This window comes from Simplicispira sp. GW247-4R2A (assembly GCF_059424465.1).
This window is the reverse complement of record NZ_JBWKZM010000004.1, coordinates 23343-45056: the sequence shown is the minus strand read 5'-3', so window position 1 is coordinate 45056 and position 21714 is coordinate 23343. Positions and strand designations below refer to the sequence as shown.

The window sequence follows — 21714 nt, the reverse complement described above, 5'->3', positions numbered from 1 at the left end:
CGTGGGCGAAGCTCAATGGGCCTGGTGGGAGGTGAGAATCTGGCCGAGAAACTGGCGTGTCTTTTCATGCCGGGGTTGCCCGAAGAATTGCGCCGGCGGCGCCTGCTCCAGGATTTTTCCGTCGGCCATGAAGATCACGCGGTCGGCCACGCTGCGGGCAAAGCCCATCTCATGTGTCACGCAGAGCATGGTCATGCCGTCGTCGGCCAGGCCGATCATGGTGTCGAGCACTTCCTTGACCATTTCCGGGTCCAGGGCCGAGGTGGGTTCGTCGAACAGCATCACCTTGGGCGATAGGCACAGCGCCCGCGCGATGGCGACGCGCTGTTGCTGGCCGCCCGAGAGCTGGCTGGGGTACTTCTGCGCCTGCTCCGGAATGCGCACGCGCTTGAGGTACTGCATGGCGGTGGCCTCGGCCTCCTGGCGCGACATGCCCTTGGAGCGCATCGGCGAGAGCACACAGTTCTCCAGAATGGTCAGGTGCGGAAACAGGTTGAACTGCTGGAACACCATGCCGACTTCGGCGCGCACCGCGTCCACGTTCTTGCCACCGGCGGTCAGGTCGATGCCGTCGACCACGATGCGGCCCTTTTGCACCGTCTCGAGCCGGTTGATGCATCGGATCAAGGTGGATTTGCCCGAGCCCGAAGGCCCGCAGATGACGATGCGCTCACCCGCGCGCACCGACAGGTCGATGTCGGTGAGCACCTGAAAGCTGCCGTACCACTTGTCGACACCCTGCATCTCGATGATGGGCGCCGCGGCGGGCAGGGTCGTGACTGCGTCCGTCATGGGGGATTCCTCGCCACTTACTGCAGCTTGGGCAGATCGGCGCCCAGCCACTTCTGGTAGAGCTTGTTGAGCTCGCCGTTGGCCGTGTTGCGCTCGACAAAATCGTTCACTGCCTTGAGCAAGTCGTCCTGCCCGGGGCGCATGGCAATGCCCATGGCCTGTTGCAGCAGGTTGAACTTGTTCTCGAAGGTATTGGCCGGCACGCGTTTGGCGATCTGCGCGGCCACGGTGACCGAGCAGCCAATGGCATCGACTTGCCCGGAAATCAAAGCCTGCATGGCAGACGCATCGTCATCGAAGCGGCGGATCTCCGTGCCTTCGGGCGCCGCCTTGGTCACCGCCACGTCCTGCGTGCTGGCACGCGCCACGCCCACGCGCAGGCCCTTCAAATCGGCACCGCTCTTGATGCTGGAGCCTGTTTTGCCGTACAGCACGATGGTGGCCGCAGCGTAGGGCTTGGAGAACTGTACCTGCTTGGCGCGTTCGGGCGTGATCGCGAGCGATGCCACCAGGACGTCGACCTTGCTGGTTTGCAGGAACGGAATCCGGTTGGGGCCGGTCACGGGGACGATGTTGGCTTTGACCCCCAAGTCCTTGGCGAGCAGCTTGGCCACATCGGCGTCGTAGCCATCGGGCTGGTTTTGTGCGTTGGTGGTGCCATAGGGCGGGAAGTCGATCAGCATACCGATGGTGATCTCACCCTTCTTTTTGATCTCGGAGACCGTTTGCGCGCTGGCAAACGGTGCGAAAACGGTCAGGGCGGCGCCGAGGCCCAGTGCCGCGAGCGTGGCGGTAGCGGTGCGGCGTTGCAGGGAAAAGGTCATGCGAAGTCTCCTGGTGGTGGCGGGGTGAAAAGAGGGAAAGGACCGTTGTGCGCTGATGGTTAGGCGCTTAACGGGTCAGTGCTTTGGCGCGCTGGCGCTCCATGCGCGCTGCCATCAGCGACAGCGGCCAGCAAATGGCGAAGTACAGCGCTGCCACGGTGGCGAATACGCGCAGCGGCTCAAAGGTGGCGTTGTTGATGATCTGGCCGGCGCGCGTGATCTCGGTGAACCCGATGATGGCGGCCAGGGAGGTGCCCTTGATGATCTGCACCACATAGCCCACCGTGGGCGGCAGCGCGATCTTGAAGGCCTGCGGCAGCACCACGAAACGCATGCGGTCGACATAGCCCAGGTTCAGCGCGTGCGCAGCTTCCCATTGCCCACGGGCCACCGCCTCGATGCAGCCGCGCCAGATCTCGCCCAGGAACGCGGCGCTGTTGAGTACCAGCGCAGCGCCGGCGGCCACCCAGGGGTTGATGTCCAGCCCAAACACCGGTGCGCCGAAAAAGATCAGGAACAACTGCAGAAGCAGCGGCGTGCCCTGGAATACCTGGATGAAAAGCGTTGCCGCAAGGCGGGCGGCGCGACTCTCAGACGTGCGCGACAGCGCCACGATCAGCCCCAGGATCGAGCCGCCTACGAAGGCAATGGCGGAGAGCGCCAGCGTCCACTGCGCAGCCTGCACGATGAACCAGAACTCGGGAAATCCGAAAGTACGCATGGCAGTGGCCTCAGCGGCGGTCGGGATAGTTGAGCGTGCGCTGGTAGATCAGCTTGAACAACGCCGAGAACGACATGGCCAGGACAAGATAAATGCCCGCCACCACGATGTAGATCTCGAAACTGCGGAAGGTCTGCGATTGCAGGTTGGCCGCCACCGAGGTGAGGTCATCTGCCGAAATCACCGAGACCACGGCCGAGCTCAGCATCAGCAGAATGAACTGGCTGGTCAGCGCCGGAAAGATGGCCTTGAACGCCGGCTTGAGAATGACGAAACGAAAGATCTGCGCGGGCTTGAGGTTGAGCGCCTTGGCTGCCTCGATCTGCCCTTTGGGAATCGACTCAATGCCGGCGCGCACGATTTCAGCCGCATAGGCCCCCAGGTTCACCACCATGGCTGTGAGTGCGGCGGTGTAGGGCGACCAACGCAGGCCGATGGACGGGAGTGCGAAGAAAAAGAAGAAAAGCTGCACCAGGAACGGCGTGTTGCGAATCACCTCGACATAGGCACCGACCACAAAACGCAGCCAGGTGGGTCCGGAGGTCTTGCCCCACGCGCAGGCGATGGCGACCAACAAGCCAAGCACCGTCGCGGTGAGCGACAACTGCACGGTGATCCATGTGCCCTTGAGCAGCAAAGGCCAGGCGGCGAAGACGGTGTCAAACTGAAATTGGTAGTTCACGCAGGTAGCTGTTTTGGGGGCTTGGCTAGATTCTATGAAACCGGTTTCATAAAAATATAAGGAAAAACCCGCAAGGGCTCAATGTGCGCCCATTGGCAGCGAAAAGGTGGCGCTCTTGTCCTTACCCGTGGCGAAGTGGGAGACGGTTTGTCAATGCCTCCGTAGAGTCCTCATCGCCCTTTTTGAGCGACAGTTTGTCGAAGCCCATCGACAGGCTAAACGCGACGGCGCAACCCCCGCAGGGCTTGCCCCCCAAACCAAGTCACGCCGCGTTTGCGCGCGATTACCGTCTGGCGGATCAGTCGCCTGCGCACCGCTCCGCCCAGCGCGAGACTGCAAAAGCCACCTCGTCTGCAGGCACAAACTCCTGCTCCAGCCGCCCCCGTGCAAGGCCCCGCAGGTGCTGTACCAGCGAGGTCTCTTGTGGGTGCAGCGCCTCGAACGGCAGGGTGTCGCAAGGCACGGGTTCGGTCACCGCCAGGTGCGCGTGAGCATCGAACGTGGTGCGGTCCATCAACAGTACCTGCAGCTGCGGCAGGTGGTGGCGCGCAGTGGCTGGCATGGCCAGGCCCCAGGTGTCCAGGTCGCCCCAATACGCCACGTTGCATTCTTGCAGCCAGGGGGCGGCCAGCCAGGCCAGGTTCAGCCCACTGCCCAGAATGGCGATGGTGCCTGGCAGCGGCAGGGGCAATTGGTGCAGGCTGCGCTCGTTTTCCACCAGCAGGATGCGGTCAGCGGGCAAGGCGGTGCTGTGCAGCTCGGTGGTGGTCACGCGCTGGCGGCGAAACGGCAGCAGGCCGCCCGCCAGCGGTGCCACCAGCACCCAGTGCTCACCCTCGGGGCTGGCGCCCAGGAAGGCGGTCAGCCCCTGGCGGCTGGCTTCCCCGCCAAAACGCTCGTCCAGCAGCGCCTTGAGCAGGCTGTCGTGGCGCTCGAAGAATTTGCTGTCGTTCCCAGCTACGGCCAATACTCTCAGCGGTTTGCCGGCGGCGCAGCCCGGTGTCAGTTGCTGGGCCACGCGGGTGGCGGTGACGACCTGCGCAGTCGGGAGGTGCCGCCACAGCGTAAGCCGGCGAAGCAGCAGGCGGTGAAAGGACGCATCGACCTGAGCCAGCACGGTGGCGAGTGCCTGGTAGTCGGCGGCAATACCGGCGTGGCCGGGCCCGGCAAAGCGGGCGATGGCGGCGATGGCGTCTGACGGGCGCGGCAGGGTCCAGTGCAGGGGCACGTCCAACGGCGCAGCGCCGCCCCGGTAGCTGCGCGGCGCCCATTGCACGTTGCCGGGGCCGTGGTCGGTGACGGCCTTCCATGCCTGCAGGTGCTGGCGCAGTGCCGGGCCTGCACCGCGAAAGCTCTGGGCGTTGGGTATGCCAATCGCCAGCTGCAGCGGCCACGCGGCAGGGTTGGGTAGCAACTGCGCCTCGCGCCAGTCGCTGCGCTGCCATTGGCGGGCGAGCTGTTGGGCGAGTTGCTGCGGGGATCTCATAGCGAGTAAATACTATTGAAAATAGAGCTGGTAGCGCTTACCGGATAAGCGCTAAAGGCCTATTTCACTCAAAATTTTCCGTCGGTGATTGCGCGCCTCCAGCTTCTCGCCAAGTTCCTCCCAGCTCAGGCATGCCAGGCTGGCCTGGCGCCCGCGCCGGTGCACCAGCACGGCCGATCGGGTGTGGGTGCGCAGCAGGCGCAGCTCCTTGTTGGGGGTGACAAACAGCGCGTGCAGGCCGAATTCGTGCAGCGCCTGGATGATGCGGGCCGCCACGGCGGCCGAGCTTTTGGAGAAGGCTTCGTCGAGCACGATGCTGCCAAACAGCGGACGGCTGCGCCCCGGCGGGCACAGCGCGTAGCTGAGCGAGGCGGTGAGCACGTAGCTGGCGATGATTTCCTTCTCGCCCCCGCTGCCGCCCTGTGAGCCGGTGCGGCGCTCCAGAATCTGGCCGCTGGCGCGGTCCACCACATGCACGGCAAATTGTAGGCGGTAGCGCGCGTCCAGCAGGGCCTGCGCGGCTTTGGTGCGGCGGTTGGTGGCGTGTTCTCGCAGCAGCTCGACCATGGCGCGCAGCGCCTGGTAGTGGCCCTGGCCGCCGTCGTCCCGCAGGCGCTCGATGCGCAGTTGCGCCATGGCTTTGTGGAGGGTTTGCAGGCTTTGGTGTACTACGGGTTGCGGCGCCAACTGCAGGGCGTGGCCGGGCTGAAAGTCCACCCGCGCGAGCGTTTGGTTGAGTGCGTCGATGCGCTCGGTGATTTCGGCCACCTGGGCCTCGATGCCGTTGAGCAGGGTGTTCACGCCCTGCTCGGAGGCGGTGTTGAGGTAGTCCTGAAAGCGCAGGCGCTTCTCGGGCAGGGCTTCTTCTTCGAGCACGCGCAGGCGTTCCAGGTAGTGCGGCAGGGCGGCCAGGTCTTCGGTGTGGTCCGTCAGCGCGCCGCGGTCTTGCTGGCGGGCGCGGCCCATCTGGCGGATGAGGTCTTTTTGCAGCTCGGCCAGTTGGCGCTGGTGTTTGTCGAGCTGCTCGCGCAGCGCATCAACCGTCCTGCGCTCCTGGGCGTCGAGCTGGTCGCAGGCCAAGCTGGGCAGTCCGCTGGGGAGCAGGCGGGTGAGACGCTCGTCCAGCGCGGTCACATGGGCCGACTGCTCTACCATCCGGGCGGCGCAGTCGGCCTGTTTGCTTTCGGCGCTGCGCTGCTCGGCCTGCAAACCGGCGTGCGCAAGCTCCAGCGTGCGCAACCGGTCTTCGGCCTGCTCGCGAAGTTTTTGCGCCTGCTCCCAGCGGGTCTTGGCCTGGGCGGTGTCCGATTGCGGGCTGAGCAGTACGTCAAGCTGGCCCTGCAGGCGCTGCAACTGGCGCTGGGTGTCGGTTACGTCGAGCGCATCGAAACGCAGGGCTTGCAGGTGCTGCCACAACTGGTGCTGGCTCGCTGCCTCGGCCGCAGTGCGCAAGGCGGTCCGCTTGTCTTCGTCACACGCCTGCCATTGCGTCTGCGCCTGCGCGATGTGCTGCGCCAATTGGGCCAGCCGGTCGCGGTTGTCAAAGCCGGTCATCCAGTCCTGGTCGAGGCGCTTTTGGTCCTGTTTGTCAAAGTGCAGCGCGCGGCCCGACATCAGCCCCTGCTGCGTCATGGCATGGGGAGTGAGCCGCAAGGCCTCGGCGCTGTCCACGCAGTGGCGGTCGAGCTCGGCAAGCAGCTTCTTCAACGCGCTCTGGTGCGCGTGCGGCTTGAGGGTCAGCTTTTGGCAAAAACCATCGCTCCAGAAGGCGGTGGCGGGCGCGTCCTGTGCCTCCAGCAAGCGCACGTGCAGGTGGTTGTGGCGCTGATTCACCCACTCCAGCGCATCGTGCATGGCGCCGGGCGGCACCAGGATCCGCAGGCGCTGGCTGCCCAGGGCGCGCTCGATGGCACCGCGCCAGGCCTGCTGGTCTTTGTGCACTTCGACCAGTTCGGCGACAAAGGGCAGCGCCTCGGGCGCAAGCTGCAAGGCGTCGGCCAAGGCCGCGCGAAACGGCTGGAACGCGGGCGGCAGGTTGGAACCGGGCCGCTGCAGGACCGCCTTGTGTTCGGCTTGCAGGTGCTCCAACTCGGCCTGGGCATTGCCCTCGCGCACGACGGCGGCTTCGGCTGCCTTGGTATGTTCCACCTGCGCTGCCTCAAGCTGCTGCAGCGCCTCGCCCGCCTGGTGCTGGTGCGTGGCCAGCAGCGCGGCGCTGGGCGCAGCGTCTGCGGGCCATGCGAGTGCCAGGTTGCGCGCCAGCTTTTGGTAGTCGGCCAGCGCCGCCTGGCGTTGACCCAGCACCTGTTGCTGGCTGGCGATGCTGCCTTGCAGAAGTTCGATGTTGCTACCGCCGGTTTGCAGGTAGTCCGCCAGGCGCAGTTGCTCGTCGGCGCGGGCGTTGCCCACCGCGGTGTGTGTTGCGTCTATCCCGGCCTGCTGCTGCAAAAGTTGCGCTTGCAGACCGGCGCTGCGCTGCTGCCACAGGCGCAAGCCCTCGCTGGCAAACCAGTGGGGCAAGGCGGCCTGCAGGGAACGCAAATCTTCCAGCCGTTGCTGCGCCTTTTGGTCGTGGCGCGCCATGTCACGCAGCGGCAGCAGGGCCAGGTATTGGGCGTTGGCGAGTTCCAGCTCGGTGTGGATGGCGGCGAGTTCGTCAAAGCTGGCGGCGACCTTCAGCGCGTCGTCGAATGCAGACTGGTCGTCGAGCACCAGTTCACGAAAAATCTCGTCGATGCTGTTGAGCTGTTTGAGGCCCGCTGCGCGATTGAGCAGCGTGAAGGCGTTCGGGCCGACCTCGAAAAAACGCTGCAGCCGCGCCAGGTAGGCGGTCTTGCTGTTAAATATTTGCAACCCATCGGTGTGCTTCTCCATCCGCCCCAGGGCGCGTGCGCCGCCGCTGTGGTGTTCTTCGAGCCACAGGTCCAGGTTGTGCCCCGCACCCTGCGCAAAGCACCAGCGCCGCCCCATGTCGCTGACGGACGAGCTGCTGCCATCGAACCAGAAGAGGGCGCCGATCAGTACCGTGTCGACTGGCGCTTCGCTCCCCTCGCGCGCGTCTCCCCGCACCAGGCGCGCCGCAATGGCGGTCACCGTGCGCCCGGTGCGGGCCAGGTGGTTGCTGTCGTCCCCCGCATGGCCAGGGCCGCTGGCGCCGCGTACGTAGGAGACAAGGTCGCGGTCGCTTTCGTGCCCGCCGGTGGAGGCCAGGTTGTAGCGCGGGTTTTGGCACAACAGCGTCATCAGCGCGTCGATGAGCGTGGTCTTGCCGCTGCCCGTGGGGCCGATGATGGCGGTGTTGGCCGCATCAATGCTGGCCTGGTGGCGGCCCGCAAATGCGCCCCAGTTGTACAGATGCAGCTCGTGCAGGTGGTAGCTGTGGGCCGGTCTCGCGGGGGCGGTCATTCCGGGCTTTCCTGCGGTTCATGGGCGGCGGGCATGGCCGCCAGCGCGCGCAGGTGTTGCAGCAGCGCTTGCAGGTTTTGTGGGTTGGCCAGGTGCACGATCATGGGCCGCAGGGTGATGCTCTCCTGCGTATCGACTTCGGACACCACGCCGTGCCCGCGCAGGCTCTCGAGCAGCGTCGCCAGGCGCTTGCGCTCCTGCATGTCGCTGCCGGTGCTGCCCAGGTAGATGTTGAGTTGCGGCAGCAGGCTGTCCACCGCTAGGCGCACCGGCACGCCCAGGCCGCCCTCTTGTTCGCGCTGCAAGAATTCGCGCCGCAAGATCGCCAGCAGCAGCGACTGCTCCAGCGTCAGGCGCAGGCGGCGCACCAGCGGGTGCGTCCATTCGTCGCTGTCGTCACCCTCCTCGCCGTCCGGCTGGTAGGCCTGCGCAATGGCCACAAAGGCCAACCCGCGCACGTCGTCCACGCGAACCTGCAAGTCCAGAGGTTCAAGCTGCGCGTTGACGCGTGCGGTGTCACTGGTAATCTGGCGGAATAGCTGGGGTTTGGCGGCTTGTTCCAATACGCCATTTTTGAGCAGCTCCTGCACGGCGCGGCGCAGGGCTACGGGGGTGATGGGTGTGGCAAGTGGAGCACTGTTGTCTGCAGCGGGTGCTGCATTCTGGGGGTCGCCTGCGCCTGCGCCTGCGTCCGCATCAGCAACCGGGGCGGTGCTGGCCCATTGGTCGAAGATGTCAGGGGAAGGGGTTTGGGGCGGCATGGTGGATTGGATAGAACTGCGAGCAATACGCGTTTGCTTTGTGGAAATGTTGTGTGGCTGGAGTTCAATCCACGTAGGCCACTATTCGACGAAGCCCGTCACGAAATTTTCCAAAGCTTGGCGACGTATTGGTTTCGATATCCATGTGCGGACTGATTTTCTTGGCCCATTCGTGTTTCATCTGGCCGGGGAGGGGCCAGCCCGCCTTCTGAATGGCCGCGTGGCCCCCAGGGTGGATAGCATCGGCAAGCAACTCCCAAGTACCGCAGACGCTGTCTTGCGTGTAGCGCGCCAGTACATCCCTCTTCGCCTTGGGATACCCGGTTAGCAGCGCCTGGCGATCGCCCAGAAGCCAGGCTTCCATCTCCTCTACGGCCAAACGGAAAAGCGTTCTGGGGGCTGGCGCGCACTCCTTCAGTACGGTATTGAGTTCGGCGAGGAATTCCTTGCAGTTGCGCCTATCGCTGTCTAACACCACAACCACGGTTTCATAACCAGGAGTTTTGCCATATCCGGCGAGCAAGCGCGGCAGTTGATCTAACAGCGCCCGTTTGGCGGGGTCCGCCTTAGTGGTCAGCCCTTTGGGTATGCGGCCAATGCCTTTGTACGACAGAACGCGCCAAGTGTGTGGTGCACCTTCCGGGCCAATCACCAGAGGCAGCAGGGTTTCGATCAAAGCGGCGCCGGAACTGTCCTCCACCAATACCTCGATGTGCATGCCTACCTCGCGTCCAGGTAGTCGCTGTACCAGAGCCCACCCAAGGGGAGGCCCTCCGCCACGAGATTTCGCACCAGTTCAATGTCGGAAGCACGGCGCACGGTTGAAAAACCGTCGCTGCCTTTCTCCAGAATCCAGACTTCATTGGGCGATAGGGCGTCCACAAAATATGGTTGGTGCGTAGTCACGAAGATTTGTGAGTCATTCTTCTTGCCTGTCGCGTGGCTGCGCAGCTCACTTGCCAGGGATTCGAGCAGGCGGTGGTAGAGCCCGTTCTCGGGTTCTTCGATGCAGATGAAAGGGGGTGGATCGGGATCTTCCATCAAGAGCAAATAGGCAAAAATCTTCAGCGTGCCGTCAGACATTTGCGAGGCGTAGAAAGGGTCGGTGAACGCTCCGTCGTTAAAACGAAGCAGCACCCGCTTGTCGTCTGTCACCTTGGTATTGATGCTCTGTACGCCCGGAATCTTGGTCGCGATGCGATCCAGAATGGTCTGAAAGCGTGCCTTGTGCTCGCGCTCCATGTACTGCACGACGTTGCTGAGGTTGTCGCCATGGATGTTCAGATGGCGCTGCGCTCCCGCTGGCTGGATGGTGCGTGCGGCATCCGGGTGAAAGTAGGAGAGGTACCAGCCTTTCAAGAAATCCCGAAAGCGCTTGATGCGGGGATGCTCTTTAAGCGTGCCCAGCGTAGCAATACCCAATTGGCGCAGGTCGGTCAGTTCGACATCTTCCTGGGCCCTGTCTTCCTCGCCGCTCGCCGCCTCGACGGCCTCCTCGCCAACCCACACCTTGCCGACACCATGGTGCAGACGCAAGAACGGATAAGGCCTGCCATGTTTTTGGCCTTTGCGGCGCTGCTTCAGTACTTCTGATTCGACGAAAGGCCGACCGCTGTTGTCGATGTTGATGGCCAACTCATAGGTAATGGGGCGCTCACCCGGTGCTTCGCGGTAGTAGATATCGAAGCGGATTGGCTCTTCAACCCCCAGAGAGCGCATGCGCTCGAAGCCTCCGCGCAGCTTGCTATCACAGGCGGTCTCTACGTCGGTGTTCATGCAATCAGCCACAAAGCCAAAGGCATCGAACAGGGTGCTTTTACCGACGCCGTTTTTTCCAATGACCACAGTGAATGGCGTCAGCGGGTCGCCCTTTTGGTCGGCTGAGAGCTTTCCCAGGGTGATATCGCGCAACGCCCGGTAATTGCGGACCCGAAAACCCTCTATTTGTGCCATTTCAAACCTTTTTTCGTGTCTGCCATGCCTACGCCTTGATGACTATTACAACTTTATTTCCAAGCATGCTTTCACATTACCACTCTGCGCCCACACCCCGCACCGCCGCAGCATCCAGCGCCACCCGCGGCACGCCAAAGCGCCAGTGCCGAATGGGGTCTTGCTCTGAATCGGTGGTGATGATCGTTTCCTGTGCTTCGCTTGTGTCCCATGCAACATCGGCCTCACGCGCCACGGACAGCCACAGCGTCAGCACTTCCAGATCGTGCGCGCCCGGTGGCAGCGCCTCGGCCAGGGCGGCCAGCGTCATGGGCTGGCCGCTTTCTTCCAGCACGGCCAGGGTTTGTTGCAGCAAGGCTTGGCGGTCCAGTCCTTCAAAGGCCTGCCAGAACTCGTCTTCGACCTGGTTCAGATCGGCATAGTGCGTGGTCAGCAGCAATTCGGCGTCCTGCCCGCCGCCATCGAGCGATTTGATGCGCAGCCGCTCAATCAGCGGCAGGCCCGACAGCGCCACCCCCAGCGGGGGCAGCGGTGCGGGTTGGCGGCGCACGGCCTGGCGCTGCCAATCGATGTCCAGCGCTTGCTGCAGGATGTCGTTGAGCAACTGGCCGACACGCTGGTTCTCGGCCGCCTGACCGGTTTTCATGAACTGGCTCACCTCGCGCTCGCTGCGGGCGCGCACGCCCTGAACCACTTTGGCTTCCTTGATGAGTTGCTGCACCAGCAGGCGCAGCGTGCTGTGCTGCAAATCGTCCAGCGCCCGCGTGGATGCCGGGTGGCCCAGGATGCCCCGGATGCGCGCGCGCATGTCGGCCAGCTCGCTTTGGTGGTCGAGCTGCTGCTGAAAGCTCTCGAACACGCGACCCTCCTGCGTGCTGAGCAGGCTGGCGTGGCCGTCGAGCAATTGGTCCACCACCGCGCCGCGGTGCTGCTGCGCGCCGAGGATGGCCTGGCGCAGCGTGCGGTCGGCCTCGCGCCACGAATCTTCCACACGCCGAAAATCGGCGCGCAGGCTGGTGGCGAGCGCATACACCTCGCGGATGCCCTCCACCGCTTGCGCTTCGCTCAGCAGCGGTAGGCGACCGGTGCGCACCTCATCGAGCTGCTGCTGTAAGTCCTCGATGCGCCGCTCAATCTGCGCTGCGCGGCTGTGTGGGTTAGGGTCCAATGCCGTCGCCAGGTTGTCGATCTCGCGCTGCACCACGGCCAAGCGCGAGGCGGTGGAGGTCATCAAACGGTGATCGAGCTGCGCTACGAAGCGCAGGGCGGTTTTAAGGGCATCGGTTTCGTGAATGCGGCCTTCGCGCTCGGTCACCAGCGCGCGGCGAATCCAGTCGCGCAGCTCACGCCGTGCCTGGGCGAGGGTGTCTGCCATGTCGATCTCGAAATCAGGCTGGTTGGCATGTGCCGCCAGCATGTCGGCCAGTGCCTGCACCGCATGGTCAAACGGCACGCCTTCGCGCTGGTGCTCGAATAGGGCCTCCAGGCAGCTGAGCATCAAGGGCGCGCGCCGCGACGCCAGCAGCAGCCAGGCGGGGTGTTGCTGGCGGGCTGCAATGTATTTGTGCGTGCGCTGCTGGTTGAGGCTGGGCATAGGGCGAGCGGGATTTCAGGCCGGGCGCAAACAAAGGCCCCGTCCCGGATTCACCTGGCATTCTCCACATCCTTGGGGCGCACGCCCTAGGACTGCTCTTGGTGCCGTGGCGTGTGACGACTGGCATGGTAGGGGTCAGATAAACGTGAGCCTGCGTTCGTCCGGTATGCGATGTTCCGGGCGCCTCGGTTCGAAGTGTGCCGGCCTACCCGGCCACTACCACCGGGCGCATCAACTGCGCGGCCCATGGCTCGGCAGCCTTGTGCGATGCCGTGGCGGTGTCCAGGGTTGCCCTTTCGGCGCCTCGTACCGCTTCCGCCCGCTCGTAGCGCAAATGGTGCCCATGCCAGCGCGCCACCGTGCTGCGGTGGGCGATGCTGACGATGGCGGCATGGGGCAGGCGCTCCACCAACAGGGCGTACATCGCGGCTTCGGTTTCTTCGTCCAACGCCGAGGTGGCTTCGTCGAGAAACAGAAAATCGGGCTGCTGCAGCAAGGCGCGGCCAAACGCCAGGCGCTGCTGCTCGCCGGGCGAGAGCCGCAGCGACCAGTTGTCGGCCGTCTCCAGCCGCTCCACCAGGGCGCCCAGGCGGCAGGCCACCAGCACGCCCCGCAGCGCGGCGGCGTCTTGCGTGTGGCCGTGGGCCGGGTAGCACAGGGCGTCGGCCAGCGTGCCCGACGGCAGATAGCTCTTTTGCGGCAGGAACAGCAAGCGCGCACCGGCAGGGTGCTGCACATGCCCGCGGCCATACGGCCAGATGCCCGAGAGGGCGCGGAACAGCACGCTTTTGCCGCTGCCCGACGGGCCCGACACCAACCAGCGCTCGCCCGCGTTGACTCGCAGGTCAAACGGCGTGGTGAGGATCTGGCCGTGGCCGGCGGTCGTGTCATCGCCCAGCGCGGGCGATCCTGGCGGCAGCAGCTCGCCGGGCGTGGCCAGCACCAGGCCCTGCGCCAGCAGCGCCAGCGGCGCGCTGCCGCTTTGCGGTGGCGCCGCAGCGCCGCCTTGTGTGACCACGATGCCGTTGGCGCCATCGCGCGCGGCTTCGTCGCGCTCGGCCCGCTCGATCGCGTCCTGCAAATCCAGCAGCCGGTTGGAGGACGCCTGCCAGTTGACCAGCGAGGCATAACTGTCGACGAACCACGACAGCGCGCCCTGCACCTGCCCGAAGGCCGAGTTGATCTGCATGAGGCCACCCAGCGTGATCTTGCCGGCGAAATAGCGCGGCGCGGCGACGATCAGTGGGAAGACGATGGCGATCTGTCCATAGCCCGAGTTCACAAACACCAGCCGCCGCATGTAGACCATCAGCCAGTGCCAGTTGTGGCGAATCAGCGTGAAGCGGTCTTTGAGCACGCCCGCTTCCGTGCCCTCGCCGCCATACAGCGCCACGCCCTCGGCGTTCTCGCGCAGGCGCACCAGGCCGAAACGAAAACCGGCTTCGGTCTGCTCCTGCTGGAAGTACAGGCCAATCAGCGGCTTGCCCACGCGGTGCGTGATCCACGAGCCGGCCGCCGCATACAGCAGCGCCACCCACACCATGTAGCCGGGAACCGTCACCGCGTGCCCTGCGAGCGCAAAGCTGATCGGGCCCGAAATGGTCCACAGAATGGTGATGAACGACAGCAGCGTCACCACCGAATTGAGCAGACCGAGCGAGAGCGAAAGGCTGTCGGTGGTGAGGCTGCGGATGTCTTCCGAGATGCGCTGGTCCGGGTTGTCGGCGCTGCGCGACTGCTCGATGCGGTAGTAGGCCTGGTGTGCCGTCCAGCGAGCCAGGAAGCGGTTCGTCATCCAGGTGCGCCAGCGCATCTGCAGCCGCATGGTGTAGAACTGCTTGACCACCGCCACCACGATGAAGGCCGCCGCAATCGCGCAGAACTGCGCCAGCGCCGTCTTGAAGGCCGGGAAATCCTTGGCTTCCAGCGCGTTGTAGAACACGCGGTTCCAGTTGTTGAGCCACACATTGATGGCCACCACCGCCAGGTTCAGCGCCACCACGAAGGCCAGGAGCCCGAGCGCCGCCTTGCGGTCTTCCGACACCCAGTAAGGTTTGAGCAGCGCCCAGCTGTCGGCGAGCCGCAGCCGCCCGCGCAGATCGCCCACGGTGGCGGGCATGCCCGGTGGGGTGTCGGGCTCGCCTTCGCCGTAAGGGTCGGCGCCGCCATCGCGGCGGTTGTGGGCAGGCCCAACAGCACCTGGGCCGGGATTGTGTTGGTCTGCGGGAGCTGGGGGCATGCGGGAATCCGAAGAATGCGGTGGCGGGGATGTGCGGTGCGGCGGTCAGAGACAGCGATTTCGAACGACGCGCCGTGGGGAAAAACCTTTTCGCTCTTGCACTGGGGCGCTAGGGTAGGTGCAAGGCGAGGCATTGGAGCAGAGCAAGCATCGCCGGGTTCCGCGCAGCGCAGCCGGCGACGCGGTCACAACCGTGTGAGCACGCGGGCCATCGCCTCTGCGCCTGCGCCAGGCCGGGCGCGCAGCGGGCCCTTGGGTGTCCACGGCGCAGACGATCAATTAACTATGAAATATATAGCTATCAGCGCTTACTAAATAAGCGCTAGAGGCTTATTTTCCTAAAATTTTCGGTCTCAACCTTGGTGCAAGCGGGTTCGTCAGCCGGCGCCCCTGATTACCATGGCACGATCGTCCTGCTGCCTGTGCGCCCACCATGCCAACTCTGAATCTCCCCCTGCGCGGCTGCGTTGCCCTGGTGACCGGGGCCAACACCGGGATCGGGCTGGTGACGGCGCGTGTGCTGGCCGAGCGCGGCGCCCATCTGTTCGTCACTTGCCGCAATGCGGCCACCGGCGCGGCAGCGGTGGCGCAGATTCGCTCCGGCAGCGGCAACCCACAGGTCGAAGCCCTGTCGATGGATCTGGCCGATTTCGCCTCGGTGCGCGCCTGCGCGCACGCTTTTCTGGCCCGCGAGCTGCCGCTGCACATTCTGGTCAACAACGCCGGCCTCGGGGGGAAGAGCGGGCTGACTGCCTCAGGGTTTGAGCTGGCCTTTGGCGTCAACCACATGGGCCATTTCCTGTTCACGCAGTTGCTGCTCGAACGCCTCAAGCGCTCGGCACCGGCGCGCATCGTCACCGTGGCGAGCCGGGCGCATTTTCGTGCCGCTGGATTGGACTGGGAGGCCTTGCGCCAAGGCACACGCAGCCGCACCGGCATTGACGAATACTGCAATTCCAAGCTTGCCAATGTGCTGTTCAGCGCCGAGTTAGGCCGCCGGCTGCAGGGCAGCGGTGTGAGCACCTACGCGGTACATCCGGGCGTGGTGGCCTCGGACGTTTGGCGCGCGGTGCCGTGGCCGATCCGCCCGTTGATGAAGCTCGGCATGATCTCTACTGAGGAAGGTGCCGCCACGAGCTTGCATTGCGCCACCGCACCCGAACTTGCCACAGCGTCTGGCCTGTACTACGACAAGTGCCGGCCGCGCACGCCGAGCGCCCTGGCGCTCGATGCGGCTTTGGCGGCCCAGTTGTGGCAGCGCAGTGAAGCCTGGGTGGAGACGGAAGCGAGCGCCCGCTGATGCTTCTGGAACGGTGGGCAGACCCTGCCACCTATCGGGCAGTTCAGAGATGTCAGCGAAATTTCAACAACTTGGCAGATATTTCAGTTTCTCTGACAACCTACACGACAACATAGCTCAGATGTCGATATTCCCCGCCCGCAGCGCATTTGTCTCAATGAACTCCCGCCGCGGCTCCACTTCGTCGCCCATCAGCATGGTGAACACGCGGTCCGCCTCGATGGTGTCGTCGATTTGCACGCGCAGCAGGCGGCGCACTTCGGGGTCCATGGTGGTTTCCCAGAGCTGCTCGGGGTTCATTTCGCCCAGGCCCTTGTAGCGCTGGCGGCTGGTGGTGCGCTCGGCCTCCGAAATGAGCCAGGCCATGGCTTCGCGGAAGTCGCCTGCTTTCTCGGATTTCTGGCGCTCGCCTTCGCCGCGCTGCACCTTGGCGCCCTCGCCCAGCAGGCCGCGGAAGGTGTCGGCCGCGGTGGCCAGGGCGGCGTAGTCGGCGCCGTGCACGAAGTCTTGCGTGATGACGCTGCTTTTGACGTTGCCGTGGTGGCGGCGGCTGATGCGCAGCAAGGGTTTGTCGGTGCGGGCGTCGAACTCGCTGGCCACTTCGGCGGGGATGCCGGTGCTGGAGAGCTCGCGCAGAGCGGTTTGCAGGGCGACGGCGCTCGCTTCAGCCGCCTCCACCGTGTCGAGGTTCAAATGCACGCCGCCGGCAATCGCCCGCAGGGCTTCGAAGTCCATGAAGTTGGACAGGCGGTTGATGACGTTTTCGGCCAGCTGGTGCTTTTGCGCCAGCTCGGCCAGGGTGTCGCCGGTGAGGGTTTGCGGGTCGGCGCCACCGGTGGTCACGCTGGCATCGCGCAGCGCCACGCGCAGTAGGAAGGTGTCCAGCGCGGGTGCGTCTTTCAGGTACAGCTCGTCCTTTCCGGCCTTCACTTTGTACAGCGGCGGCTGGGCGATGTAGATGTGGCCGCGCTCGACCAGTTCGGGCATCTGGCGGTAGAAGAAGGTCAGCAGCAGGGTGCGGATGTGGGCGCCGTCGACGTCGGCGTCGGTCATGATGATGATGCGGTGGTAGCGCAGCTTGGCGACGTCGAAGTCGTCGTTGCCGGTGCTGCCGCCGGCCTTGCCGATGCCGGTGCCGAGCGCGGTGATCAGCGTGAGGATTTCGTTGCTGGTCAGCAGCTTTTCGTAGCGGGCTTTCTCGACGTTCAAGATCTTGCCGCGCAGCGGCAGGATGGCCTGGAACTTGCGGTCGCGGCCCTGCTTGGCAGAGCCCCCGGCGGAGTCGCCCTCGACGATGTAGATCTCGCACAGCGCCGGGTCTTTTTCCTGGCAGTCGGCCAGCTTGCCGGGCAGGCCCATGCCGTCGAGTACGCCCTTGCGGCGCGTCAGGTCGCGCGCCTTGCGGGCGGCTTCACGGGCGCGGGCAGCCTCGATGATCTTGCCGCAAATGATCTTGGCGTCCGCGGGCTTCTCCTGCAGGTAATCGGTGAGCAGCTTGCCGACAATGTCTTCCACCGGGGCGCGCACTTCGCTCGACACCAGCTTGTCCTTGGTCTGGCTGCTGAACTTGGGCTCAGGCACCTTCACGCTCAACACGCAGCACAGGCCTTCGCGCATGTCGTCGCCGGTGACTTCGACCTTGGCCTTCTTGGCGAAGTCGTTCTCGTCGATGTATTTGTTGATGACGCGCGTCATCGCGGCGCGCAGGCCGGTCAGGTGGGTGCCGCCGTCGCGCTGCGGGATGTTGTTGGTGAAGCACAGCACCTGCTCGCTGTAGCCGCTGTTCCACTGCATGGCCACTTCGACGCCGATGTGCGTGCCGGGGATGCCGCCGTAGGTCTCTGCCGGGCGCTCGCCGGCCGCGTAGAAGGAATGGGGGTGCAGGACGGTCTTGCCCTTGTTGATGAACTCGACAAAGCCGCGCACGCCGCCGGCGCCGGAGAAATCGTCTTCCTTGCCGGTGCGCTCGTCTTTCAAGCGGATGCGCACGCCATTGTTCAGGAACGAGAGCTCGCGCAGGCGTTTGGCCAGAATCTCGTAATGGAAATCGCTGTTTTCCTTGAAGATGTCCGTGTCCGGCAGAAAGTGCACCTCGGTGCCACGCTTGTCGGTGTCGCCGGTCACCTTCATGGGCGAGACTTCGACGCCGTCCACGGTCTCGATGAGGCGGTTTTGCACAAAGCCGCGGCTGAATTCGAGCACGTGCACCTTGCCTTCGCGGCGTACCGTCAGGCGCAGCATTTTTGAGAGCGCGTTCACACAGCTCACGCCCACGCCGTGCAGACCGCCCGAGACCTTGTAGCTGTTCTGGTTGAACTTGCCGCCCGCGTGCAGCTCGGTCAGCGCGATCTCGGAGGCACTGCGCTTGGGCTCGTGCTTGTCGTCCATCTTCACGCCCGTGGGAATGCCGCGGCCGTTGTCGGTGACGGAGACCGAGTTGTCCGAGTGGATGGTGACGACGATGTCGTCGCAATGCCCGGCCAGCGCCTCGTCGATGGAGTTGTCGACCACCTCGAACACCAGGTGGTGCAGGCCGGTGCCGTCGGATGTGTCGCCGATGTACATGCCGGGGCGCTTGCGCACCGCTTCCAGGCCTTCCAGGATGGTGATGGCGCCTTCGCCATAGCCTTCGCTGGCGCCGACCTGGTGGGCGTCGATCCGCTGGACAGGCGTGAGCGGTTCGTCGGATTCGGGCAGGTTGTGTTCAGCGGTCATAAATTTCTAGCCAAATTGGCCTATAGCGCTTATAAGTAAAGCGTTAGTAGCTATAAAAAATGCAGTAAAAGCACTTGGCGTCTTGCACCACTGCAGCCTTGGAAAAGGAAGCACCACGCCAGTGGCCACCGTGGAACTGGCTCCGCCAGGCCACTGGGGGCGTCCCCCTTCCCGCAACGCGCAGCGTTGCGAGAGAAGGGGGAAGGAGCGCAGCGACACAGGGGGAAGGCCCTATATCCTCATCGGCATCACGACGTATTTGAAGCTGTCGTTTTCGGGAATGGTGATCAGCGCTGAGCTGCTGCCGTCGGCCAGGGCGATCTGCACCATGTCTTGCGGCATGCTGGCGAGCGCGTCGATCAGGTAGGTGACGTTGAAGCCGATCTCGATCGGCTCGCCGCCATAGTCGATGTCCAGCTCGTCCACCGCCTCCTCCTGCTCGGCGTTGTTGCTGGTCACGCGCAGGCTGCCGGGCTCCAGGTTCAGGCGCACGCCCTTGAACTTGTCGCTGGTCATGATGGCGGTGCGCTGCAGGCTGGCCAGAAGCGGCGCGCGGCCCAGGGTGATGCTGTTGCCGTGGCTGCGGGGAATCACGCGGTTGTAGTCGGGGAACTTGCCCTCGACCAATTTGGTGACGAACTCCATCGCGCCAAAGCTGAACTTGGCCTGGTTGCCGGCGAATTGCATTTCGATGGCGGCGTCGCCATCGCTCAGCAGGCGTTGCAGTTCCAGCACCGTCTTGCGCGGCAGGATGACTTCCTGCTTGGGCACCTCGACATCCAGCGTGGCACTGGCAAATGCCAGGCGGTGGCCGTCGGTGGCGACCAGGCTGAGCGTTTTCCCCTCGGCGACAAAAAGAATGCCGTTCAGGTAGTAGCGGATGTCTTGCACCGCCATGGCAAAGGCCACTTGGCCGAGCAGGTCCTTGAGCGTCTTTTGCGGAATGCTGAAAGCCGGACCGAAGCTGGCAGCCTCCTGCACCAGCGGGAAATCCTCCGCCGGCAGGGTCTGCAAGGTGAAGCGGCTCTTGCCGCCCTTGAGCACGAGCTTTTCTTGCGCTGTCTCCAGGCTCACGGTCTGGTCACCGGGCATGGTGCGCAGCACGTCGATGAGCTTGCGCGCCGCGACCGTGGTGGTGAAGTCGCCGGTGTCGCCGCCGAGTTCCGCCGTGGTGCGGATCTGGATTTCCAGATCGCTGGTGGTCAGTTGCAGCGCGTTGCCGGTCTTCCTGAGCAGCACATTGGCCAGGATCGGCAGGGTGTGGCGCCGCTCGACGATGCCGGCGACCGATTGCAGGACTGCGAGAACCTTGTCTTGGGGAGCCTTCAGAACGATCATTTCATCCTCTTGTGGTTTTCTGCGATTGGCCGGCGCTTGTCTCCCGCGCCGTTTAACCCACCATTTTGCCTGTGTGCCACGCCGTCTGGCCTAGCCTTTGAGTGTCTGCTCCAGCACATGCAACTGCTGGTTGAGTTCCGTGAGCTGCTGGCGCTCGGTAGATATCTTGCGCACCGCGTGCAGCACGGTGGTGTGGTCGCGCCCGCCGAACAGCTCGCCGATCTCGGGCAGGCTCTTTTGCGTCAGCTCCTTGGCCAGGTACATGGCAATCTGGCGTGGCCGGGCAATGCTGGCTGGGCGCTTCTTGCTGTACATGTCGGCGACCTTGATTTTGTAGTAGTCGGCCACCGTTTTCTGGATATTCTCGACGCTGATCTGGCGGTTCTGGATGGACAGCAGGTCGCGCAGGGCCTCGCGCGCCAGTTGAATCGAGATTTCTTTCTGGTTGAAGCGCGAATACGCCAGAATTTTGCGCAGCGCGCCTTCGAGCTCGCGCACGTTCGATCGCACGTTCTTGGCCACGAAGAAGGCCACTTCCTCGGGCATCTCGACGCTCTCGGCGTGCGCCTTGTTGATCAGGATGGCGACGCGCATTTCCAGCTCGGGCGGCTCTATGGCTACCGTCAGGCCGGAATCAAAGCGCGACACCAGGCGCTCGTGGATATCGGCCAACCCTTTGGGATAGGTGTCGCTGGTCATGACGATGTGGCTCTTTTTGGCCAGCAGCGCCTCGAAGGCGTTGAAGAATTCTTCTTGCGTGCGGTCCTTGTTGGCAAAGAACTGCACATCGTCGATCAGCAGCAGATCGAGCGAGTGGTAGCGCTGCTTGAACTCGTCAAAAGTCTTGCGCTGGTACGACTTGACCACATCCGAGACGAACTGCTCGGCGTGGATGTAGAGAACTTTGGCGTTTGGCCGATCGGCCAGCAGCTTGTTGCCCACGGCGTGCACCAGATGGGTCTTGCCCAGGCCGACGCCGCCGTAGATGAAAAGCGGGTTGTACAAATGCCCAGGCATCCCCGCCACATGCATGGCCGCGGCGCGCGCCATGCGGTTGGCCGTGCCTTCGACCAGGGTGTCGAAGGTGAGGCCAGGGTTCAGCCGGTTGCGCGGCGGGCTGTACGCAGCATCGCCCTCGGGGCGCTGTGATGCAAGCGCCTCCGTCGGCGCCTGGGCGGCGGTATTTGCGGGTGCAGCGTACGCACGCGCGGGGGCTGCGCGCTGAGCAAGCGCTAACTCCAGCGTCACGGTTTGGCCCGAGAGCTGCTCCAGTACCGAGGCAATGCGCCCGGCATACTGCGAGCGAATCCAGTCGAGTGTGAAGCGGTTGGGAACGTACAGCGTGGCGCGGGAGAAGTCGTCCGAGACTTGGGCGCTCAGGGGTTTGATCCAGGTGCCGAACTGTTGGGCGGGCAAGTCTTGCGCCAGTTGCTCCAGGCAGGCCTGCCACAATGCCTGTCCTGCTTGTGGTGCGGATGAGTCAGGGGCAGGGTTCGCGAATTCCTCTGTCATGTAGATGGTTTTCTTGTGGATAGAGGGAGCTTATGAGGCCCGGAATTGTAGCTTTTCAAGATCTTATCCACACCCATGAAAAGGCGTGCGCAAGGGCATTTGCGGCGAGTTGGATTGCTTCGTTCATGCAAGCCTGCGATAATTGCCGGTTTCCCTGAAAAGGTTCAGGGCAATTTTGACTTCGCACGCAACTGCCCTGGCGCCATTTATGGCTGGCGGCTTGCCTGAATAACTTCCAAGGAAAGACCATGAAACGCACTTACCAACCTTCCAAGACCCGCCGCGCCCGCACCCACGGTTTTCTCGTGCGAATGAAGACGCGCGGCGGCCGCGCCGTGATCAACGCCCGCCGCGCCAAGGGCCGCAAGCGCCTGGCTGTCTGAGCCTGCGTG

The 21714-nt window shown here is 64.1% G+C and carries 16 protein-coding genes; 2 read left to right on the top strand and 14 right to left on the bottom strand.

The features are described from left to right. Nucleotides 1-12: 12 nt before the first annotated feature. The 11 genes from AC07ZH_RS04305 to AC07ZH_RS04255 form a co-directional block, all read right to left on the bottom strand. On the bottom strand, nucleotides 13-792 hold the full coding sequence (locus AC07ZH_RS04305; protein ID WP_495198695.1) for an amino acid ABC transporter ATP-binding protein: 780 nt from the start codon (nucleotides 790-792) through the stop codon (nucleotides 13-15). A 17-nt stretch (nucleotides 793-809) separates the two neighbouring features. After that, a complete protein-coding gene (locus AC07ZH_RS04300) occupies nucleotides 810-1616 on the bottom strand; it encodes a transporter substrate-binding domain-containing protein (protein ID WP_495198694.1) in 807 nt (268 codons plus the stop codon). A gap of 67 nt (nucleotides 1617-1683) precedes the next feature. Further along, nucleotides 1684-2337 (bottom strand): amino acid ABC transporter permease, encoded by a 654-nt coding sequence (locus AC07ZH_RS04295; RefSeq protein WP_495198693.1) that lies wholly within the window; start codon nucleotides 2335-2337, stop codon nucleotides 1684-1686. Nucleotides 2338-2347: 10 nt separating this feature from the next. After that, nucleotides 2348-3019: an amino acid ABC transporter permease gene (locus AC07ZH_RS04290; RefSeq protein ID WP_495198692.1), complete on the bottom strand. Its 672-nt coding sequence runs from the start codon at nucleotides 3017-3019 to the stop codon at nucleotides 2348-2350. Between the two features lie 298 nt (nucleotides 3020-3317). Continuing rightward, on the bottom strand, nucleotides 3318-4505 hold the full coding sequence (locus tag AC07ZH_RS04285; protein WP_495198691.1) for a Wadjet anti-phage system protein JetD domain-containing protein: 1188 nt from the start codon (nucleotides 4503-4505) through the stop codon (nucleotides 3318-3320). A gap of 51 nt (nucleotides 4506-4556) precedes the next feature. Further along, nucleotides 4557-7910 carry an ATP-binding protein gene (locus AC07ZH_RS04280; RefSeq protein WP_495198690.1) on the bottom strand — a complete coding sequence of 1118 codons (3354 nt, stop codon included), beginning with the start codon at nucleotides 7908-7910 and terminating at the stop codon, nucleotides 4557-4559. Continuing rightward, nucleotides 7907-8671, bottom strand: coding sequence for a DUF4194 domain-containing protein (locus tag AC07ZH_RS04275; RefSeq protein ID WP_495198689.1), 765 nt, complete (start codon nucleotides 8669-8671; stop codon nucleotides 7907-7909). The genes AC07ZH_RS04280 and AC07ZH_RS04275 overlap by 4 nt, the downstream gene beginning before the upstream one ends. Before the next feature lie 64 nt (nucleotides 8672-8735). Next, a complete protein-coding gene (locus AC07ZH_RS04270) occupies nucleotides 8736-9389 on the bottom strand; it encodes a DUF4276 family protein (protein WP_495198688.1) in 654 nt (217 codons plus the stop codon). A gap of 2 nt (nucleotides 9390-9391) precedes the next feature. Further along, a complete protein-coding gene (locus AC07ZH_RS04265; RefSeq protein WP_495198687.1) occupies nucleotides 9392-10624 on the bottom strand; it encodes an AAA family ATPase in 1233 nt (410 codons plus the stop codon). Nucleotides 10625-10700: 76 nt separating this feature from the next. Next, complete coding sequence (locus AC07ZH_RS04260) at nucleotides 10701-12218, bottom strand: DUF3375 domain-containing protein (RefSeq protein ID WP_495198686.1); 1518 nt, start codon at nucleotides 12216-12218, stop codon at nucleotides 10701-10703. Between the two features lie 205 nt (nucleotides 12219-12423). After that, nucleotides 12424-14337 carry an ABC transporter ATP-binding protein/permease gene (locus AC07ZH_RS04255; protein WP_495198828.1) on the bottom strand — a complete coding sequence of 638 codons (1914 nt, stop codon included), beginning with the start codon at nucleotides 14335-14337 and terminating at the stop codon, nucleotides 12424-12426. A gap of 553 nt (nucleotides 14338-14890) precedes the next feature. Here AC07ZH_RS04255 and AC07ZH_RS04250 point away from each other — a divergent pair. Beyond that, nucleotides 14891-15757 carry an SDR family oxidoreductase gene (locus AC07ZH_RS04250; RefSeq protein WP_495198685.1) on the top strand — a complete coding sequence of 289 codons (867 nt, stop codon included), beginning with the start codon at nucleotides 14891-14893 and terminating at the stop codon, nucleotides 15755-15757. A 117-nt stretch (nucleotides 15758-15874) separates the two neighbouring features. Here the strand turns inward: AC07ZH_RS04250 and gyrB are convergent, their stop codons facing one another. The 3 genes from gyrB to dnaA all read right to left on the bottom strand — a co-directional run bounded on the left by gyrB (nucleotide 15875) and on the right by dnaA (nucleotide 21322). Beyond that, nucleotides 15875-18472 carry a DNA topoisomerase (ATP-hydrolyzing) subunit B gene (gene gyrB / locus AC07ZH_RS04245; protein WP_495198684.1) on the bottom strand — a complete coding sequence of 866 codons (2598 nt, stop codon included), beginning with the start codon at nucleotides 18470-18472 and terminating at the stop codon, nucleotides 15875-15877. Between the two features lie 231 nt (nucleotides 18473-18703). Next, the gene (gene dnaN / locus AC07ZH_RS04240) at nucleotides 18704-19810 is read right to left on the bottom strand and encodes a DNA polymerase III subunit beta (protein WP_495198683.1); all 1107 of its coding nucleotides are present in this window, start codon (nucleotides 19808-19810) and stop codon (nucleotides 18704-18706) included. A gap of 90 nt (nucleotides 19811-19900) precedes the next feature. Continuing rightward, on the bottom strand, nucleotides 19901-21322 hold the full coding sequence (gene dnaA, locus AC07ZH_RS04235; RefSeq protein ID WP_495198682.1) for a chromosomal replication initiator protein DnaA: 1422 nt from the start codon (nucleotides 21320-21322) through the stop codon (nucleotides 19901-19903). 248 nt (nucleotides 21323-21570) lie between these two features. Between dnaA and rpmH the strand changes: the two genes are divergently transcribed. Then, nucleotides 21571-21705 (top strand): 50S ribosomal protein L34, encoded by a 135-nt coding sequence (gene rpmH, locus AC07ZH_RS04230; RefSeq protein ID WP_005798102.1) that lies wholly within the window; start codon nucleotides 21571-21573, stop codon nucleotides 21703-21705. Nucleotides 21706-21714: the final 9 nt, after the last annotated feature.

Bases quoted from the DNA above. Each gene is read 5' to 3' on its own strand.
- AC07ZH_RS04305 (WP_495198695.1), bottom strand. From the start codon at position 792: ATGACGGACGCAGTCACGACCCTGCCCGCCGCGGCGCCCATCATCGAG.
- AC07ZH_RS04300 (WP_495198694.1), bottom strand. From the start codon at position 1,616: ATGACCTTTTCCCTGCAACGCCGCACCGCTACCGCCACGCTCGCGGCA.
- AC07ZH_RS04295 (WP_495198693.1), bottom strand. From the start codon at position 2,337: ATGCGTACTTTCGGATTTCCCGAGTTCTGGTTCATCGTGCAGGCTGCG.
- AC07ZH_RS04285 (WP_495198691.1), bottom strand. From the start codon at position 4,505: ATGAGATCCCCGCAGCAACTCGCCCAACAGCTCGCCCGCCAATGGCAG.
- AC07ZH_RS04280 (WP_495198690.1), bottom strand. From the start codon at position 7,910: ATGACCGCCCCCGCGAGACCGGCCCACAGCTACCACCTGCACGAGCTG.
- AC07ZH_RS04275 (WP_495198689.1), bottom strand. From the start codon at position 8,671: ATGCCGCCCCAAACCCCTTCCCCTGACATCTTCGACCAATGGGCCAGC.
- AC07ZH_RS04270 (WP_495198688.1), bottom strand. From the start codon at position 9,389: ATGCACATCGAGGTATTGGTGGAGGACAGTTCCGGCGCCGCTTTGATC.
- AC07ZH_RS04265 (WP_495198687.1), bottom strand. From the start codon at position 10,624: ATGGCACAAATAGAGGGTTTTCGGGTCCGCAATTACCGGGCGTTGCGC.
- AC07ZH_RS04260 (WP_495198686.1), bottom strand. From the start codon at position 12,218: ATGCCCAGCCTCAACCAGCAGCGCACGCACAAATACATTGCAGCCCGC.
- AC07ZH_RS04255 (WP_495198828.1), bottom strand. From the start codon at position 14,337: ATGCCCGCCACCGTGGGCGATCTGCGCGGGCGGCTGCGGCTCGCCGAC.
- AC07ZH_RS04250 (WP_495198685.1), top strand. From the start codon at position 14,891: ATGCCAACTCTGAATCTCCCCCTGCGCGGCTGCGTTGCCCTGGTGACC.
- gyrB (WP_495198684.1), bottom strand. From the start codon at position 18,472: ATGACCGCTGAACACAACCTGCCCGAATCCGACGAACCGCTCACGCCT.
- dnaN (WP_495198683.1), bottom strand. From the start codon at position 19,810: ATGATCGTTCTGAAGGCTCCCCAAGACAAGGTTCTCGCAGTCCTGCAA.
- dnaA (WP_495198682.1), bottom strand. From the start codon at position 21,322: ATGACAGAGGAATTCGCGAACCCTGCCCCTGACTCATCCGCACCACAA.
- rpmH (WP_005798102.1), top strand. From the start codon at position 21,571: ATGAAACGCACTTACCAACCTTCCAAGACCCGCCGCGCCCGCACCCAC.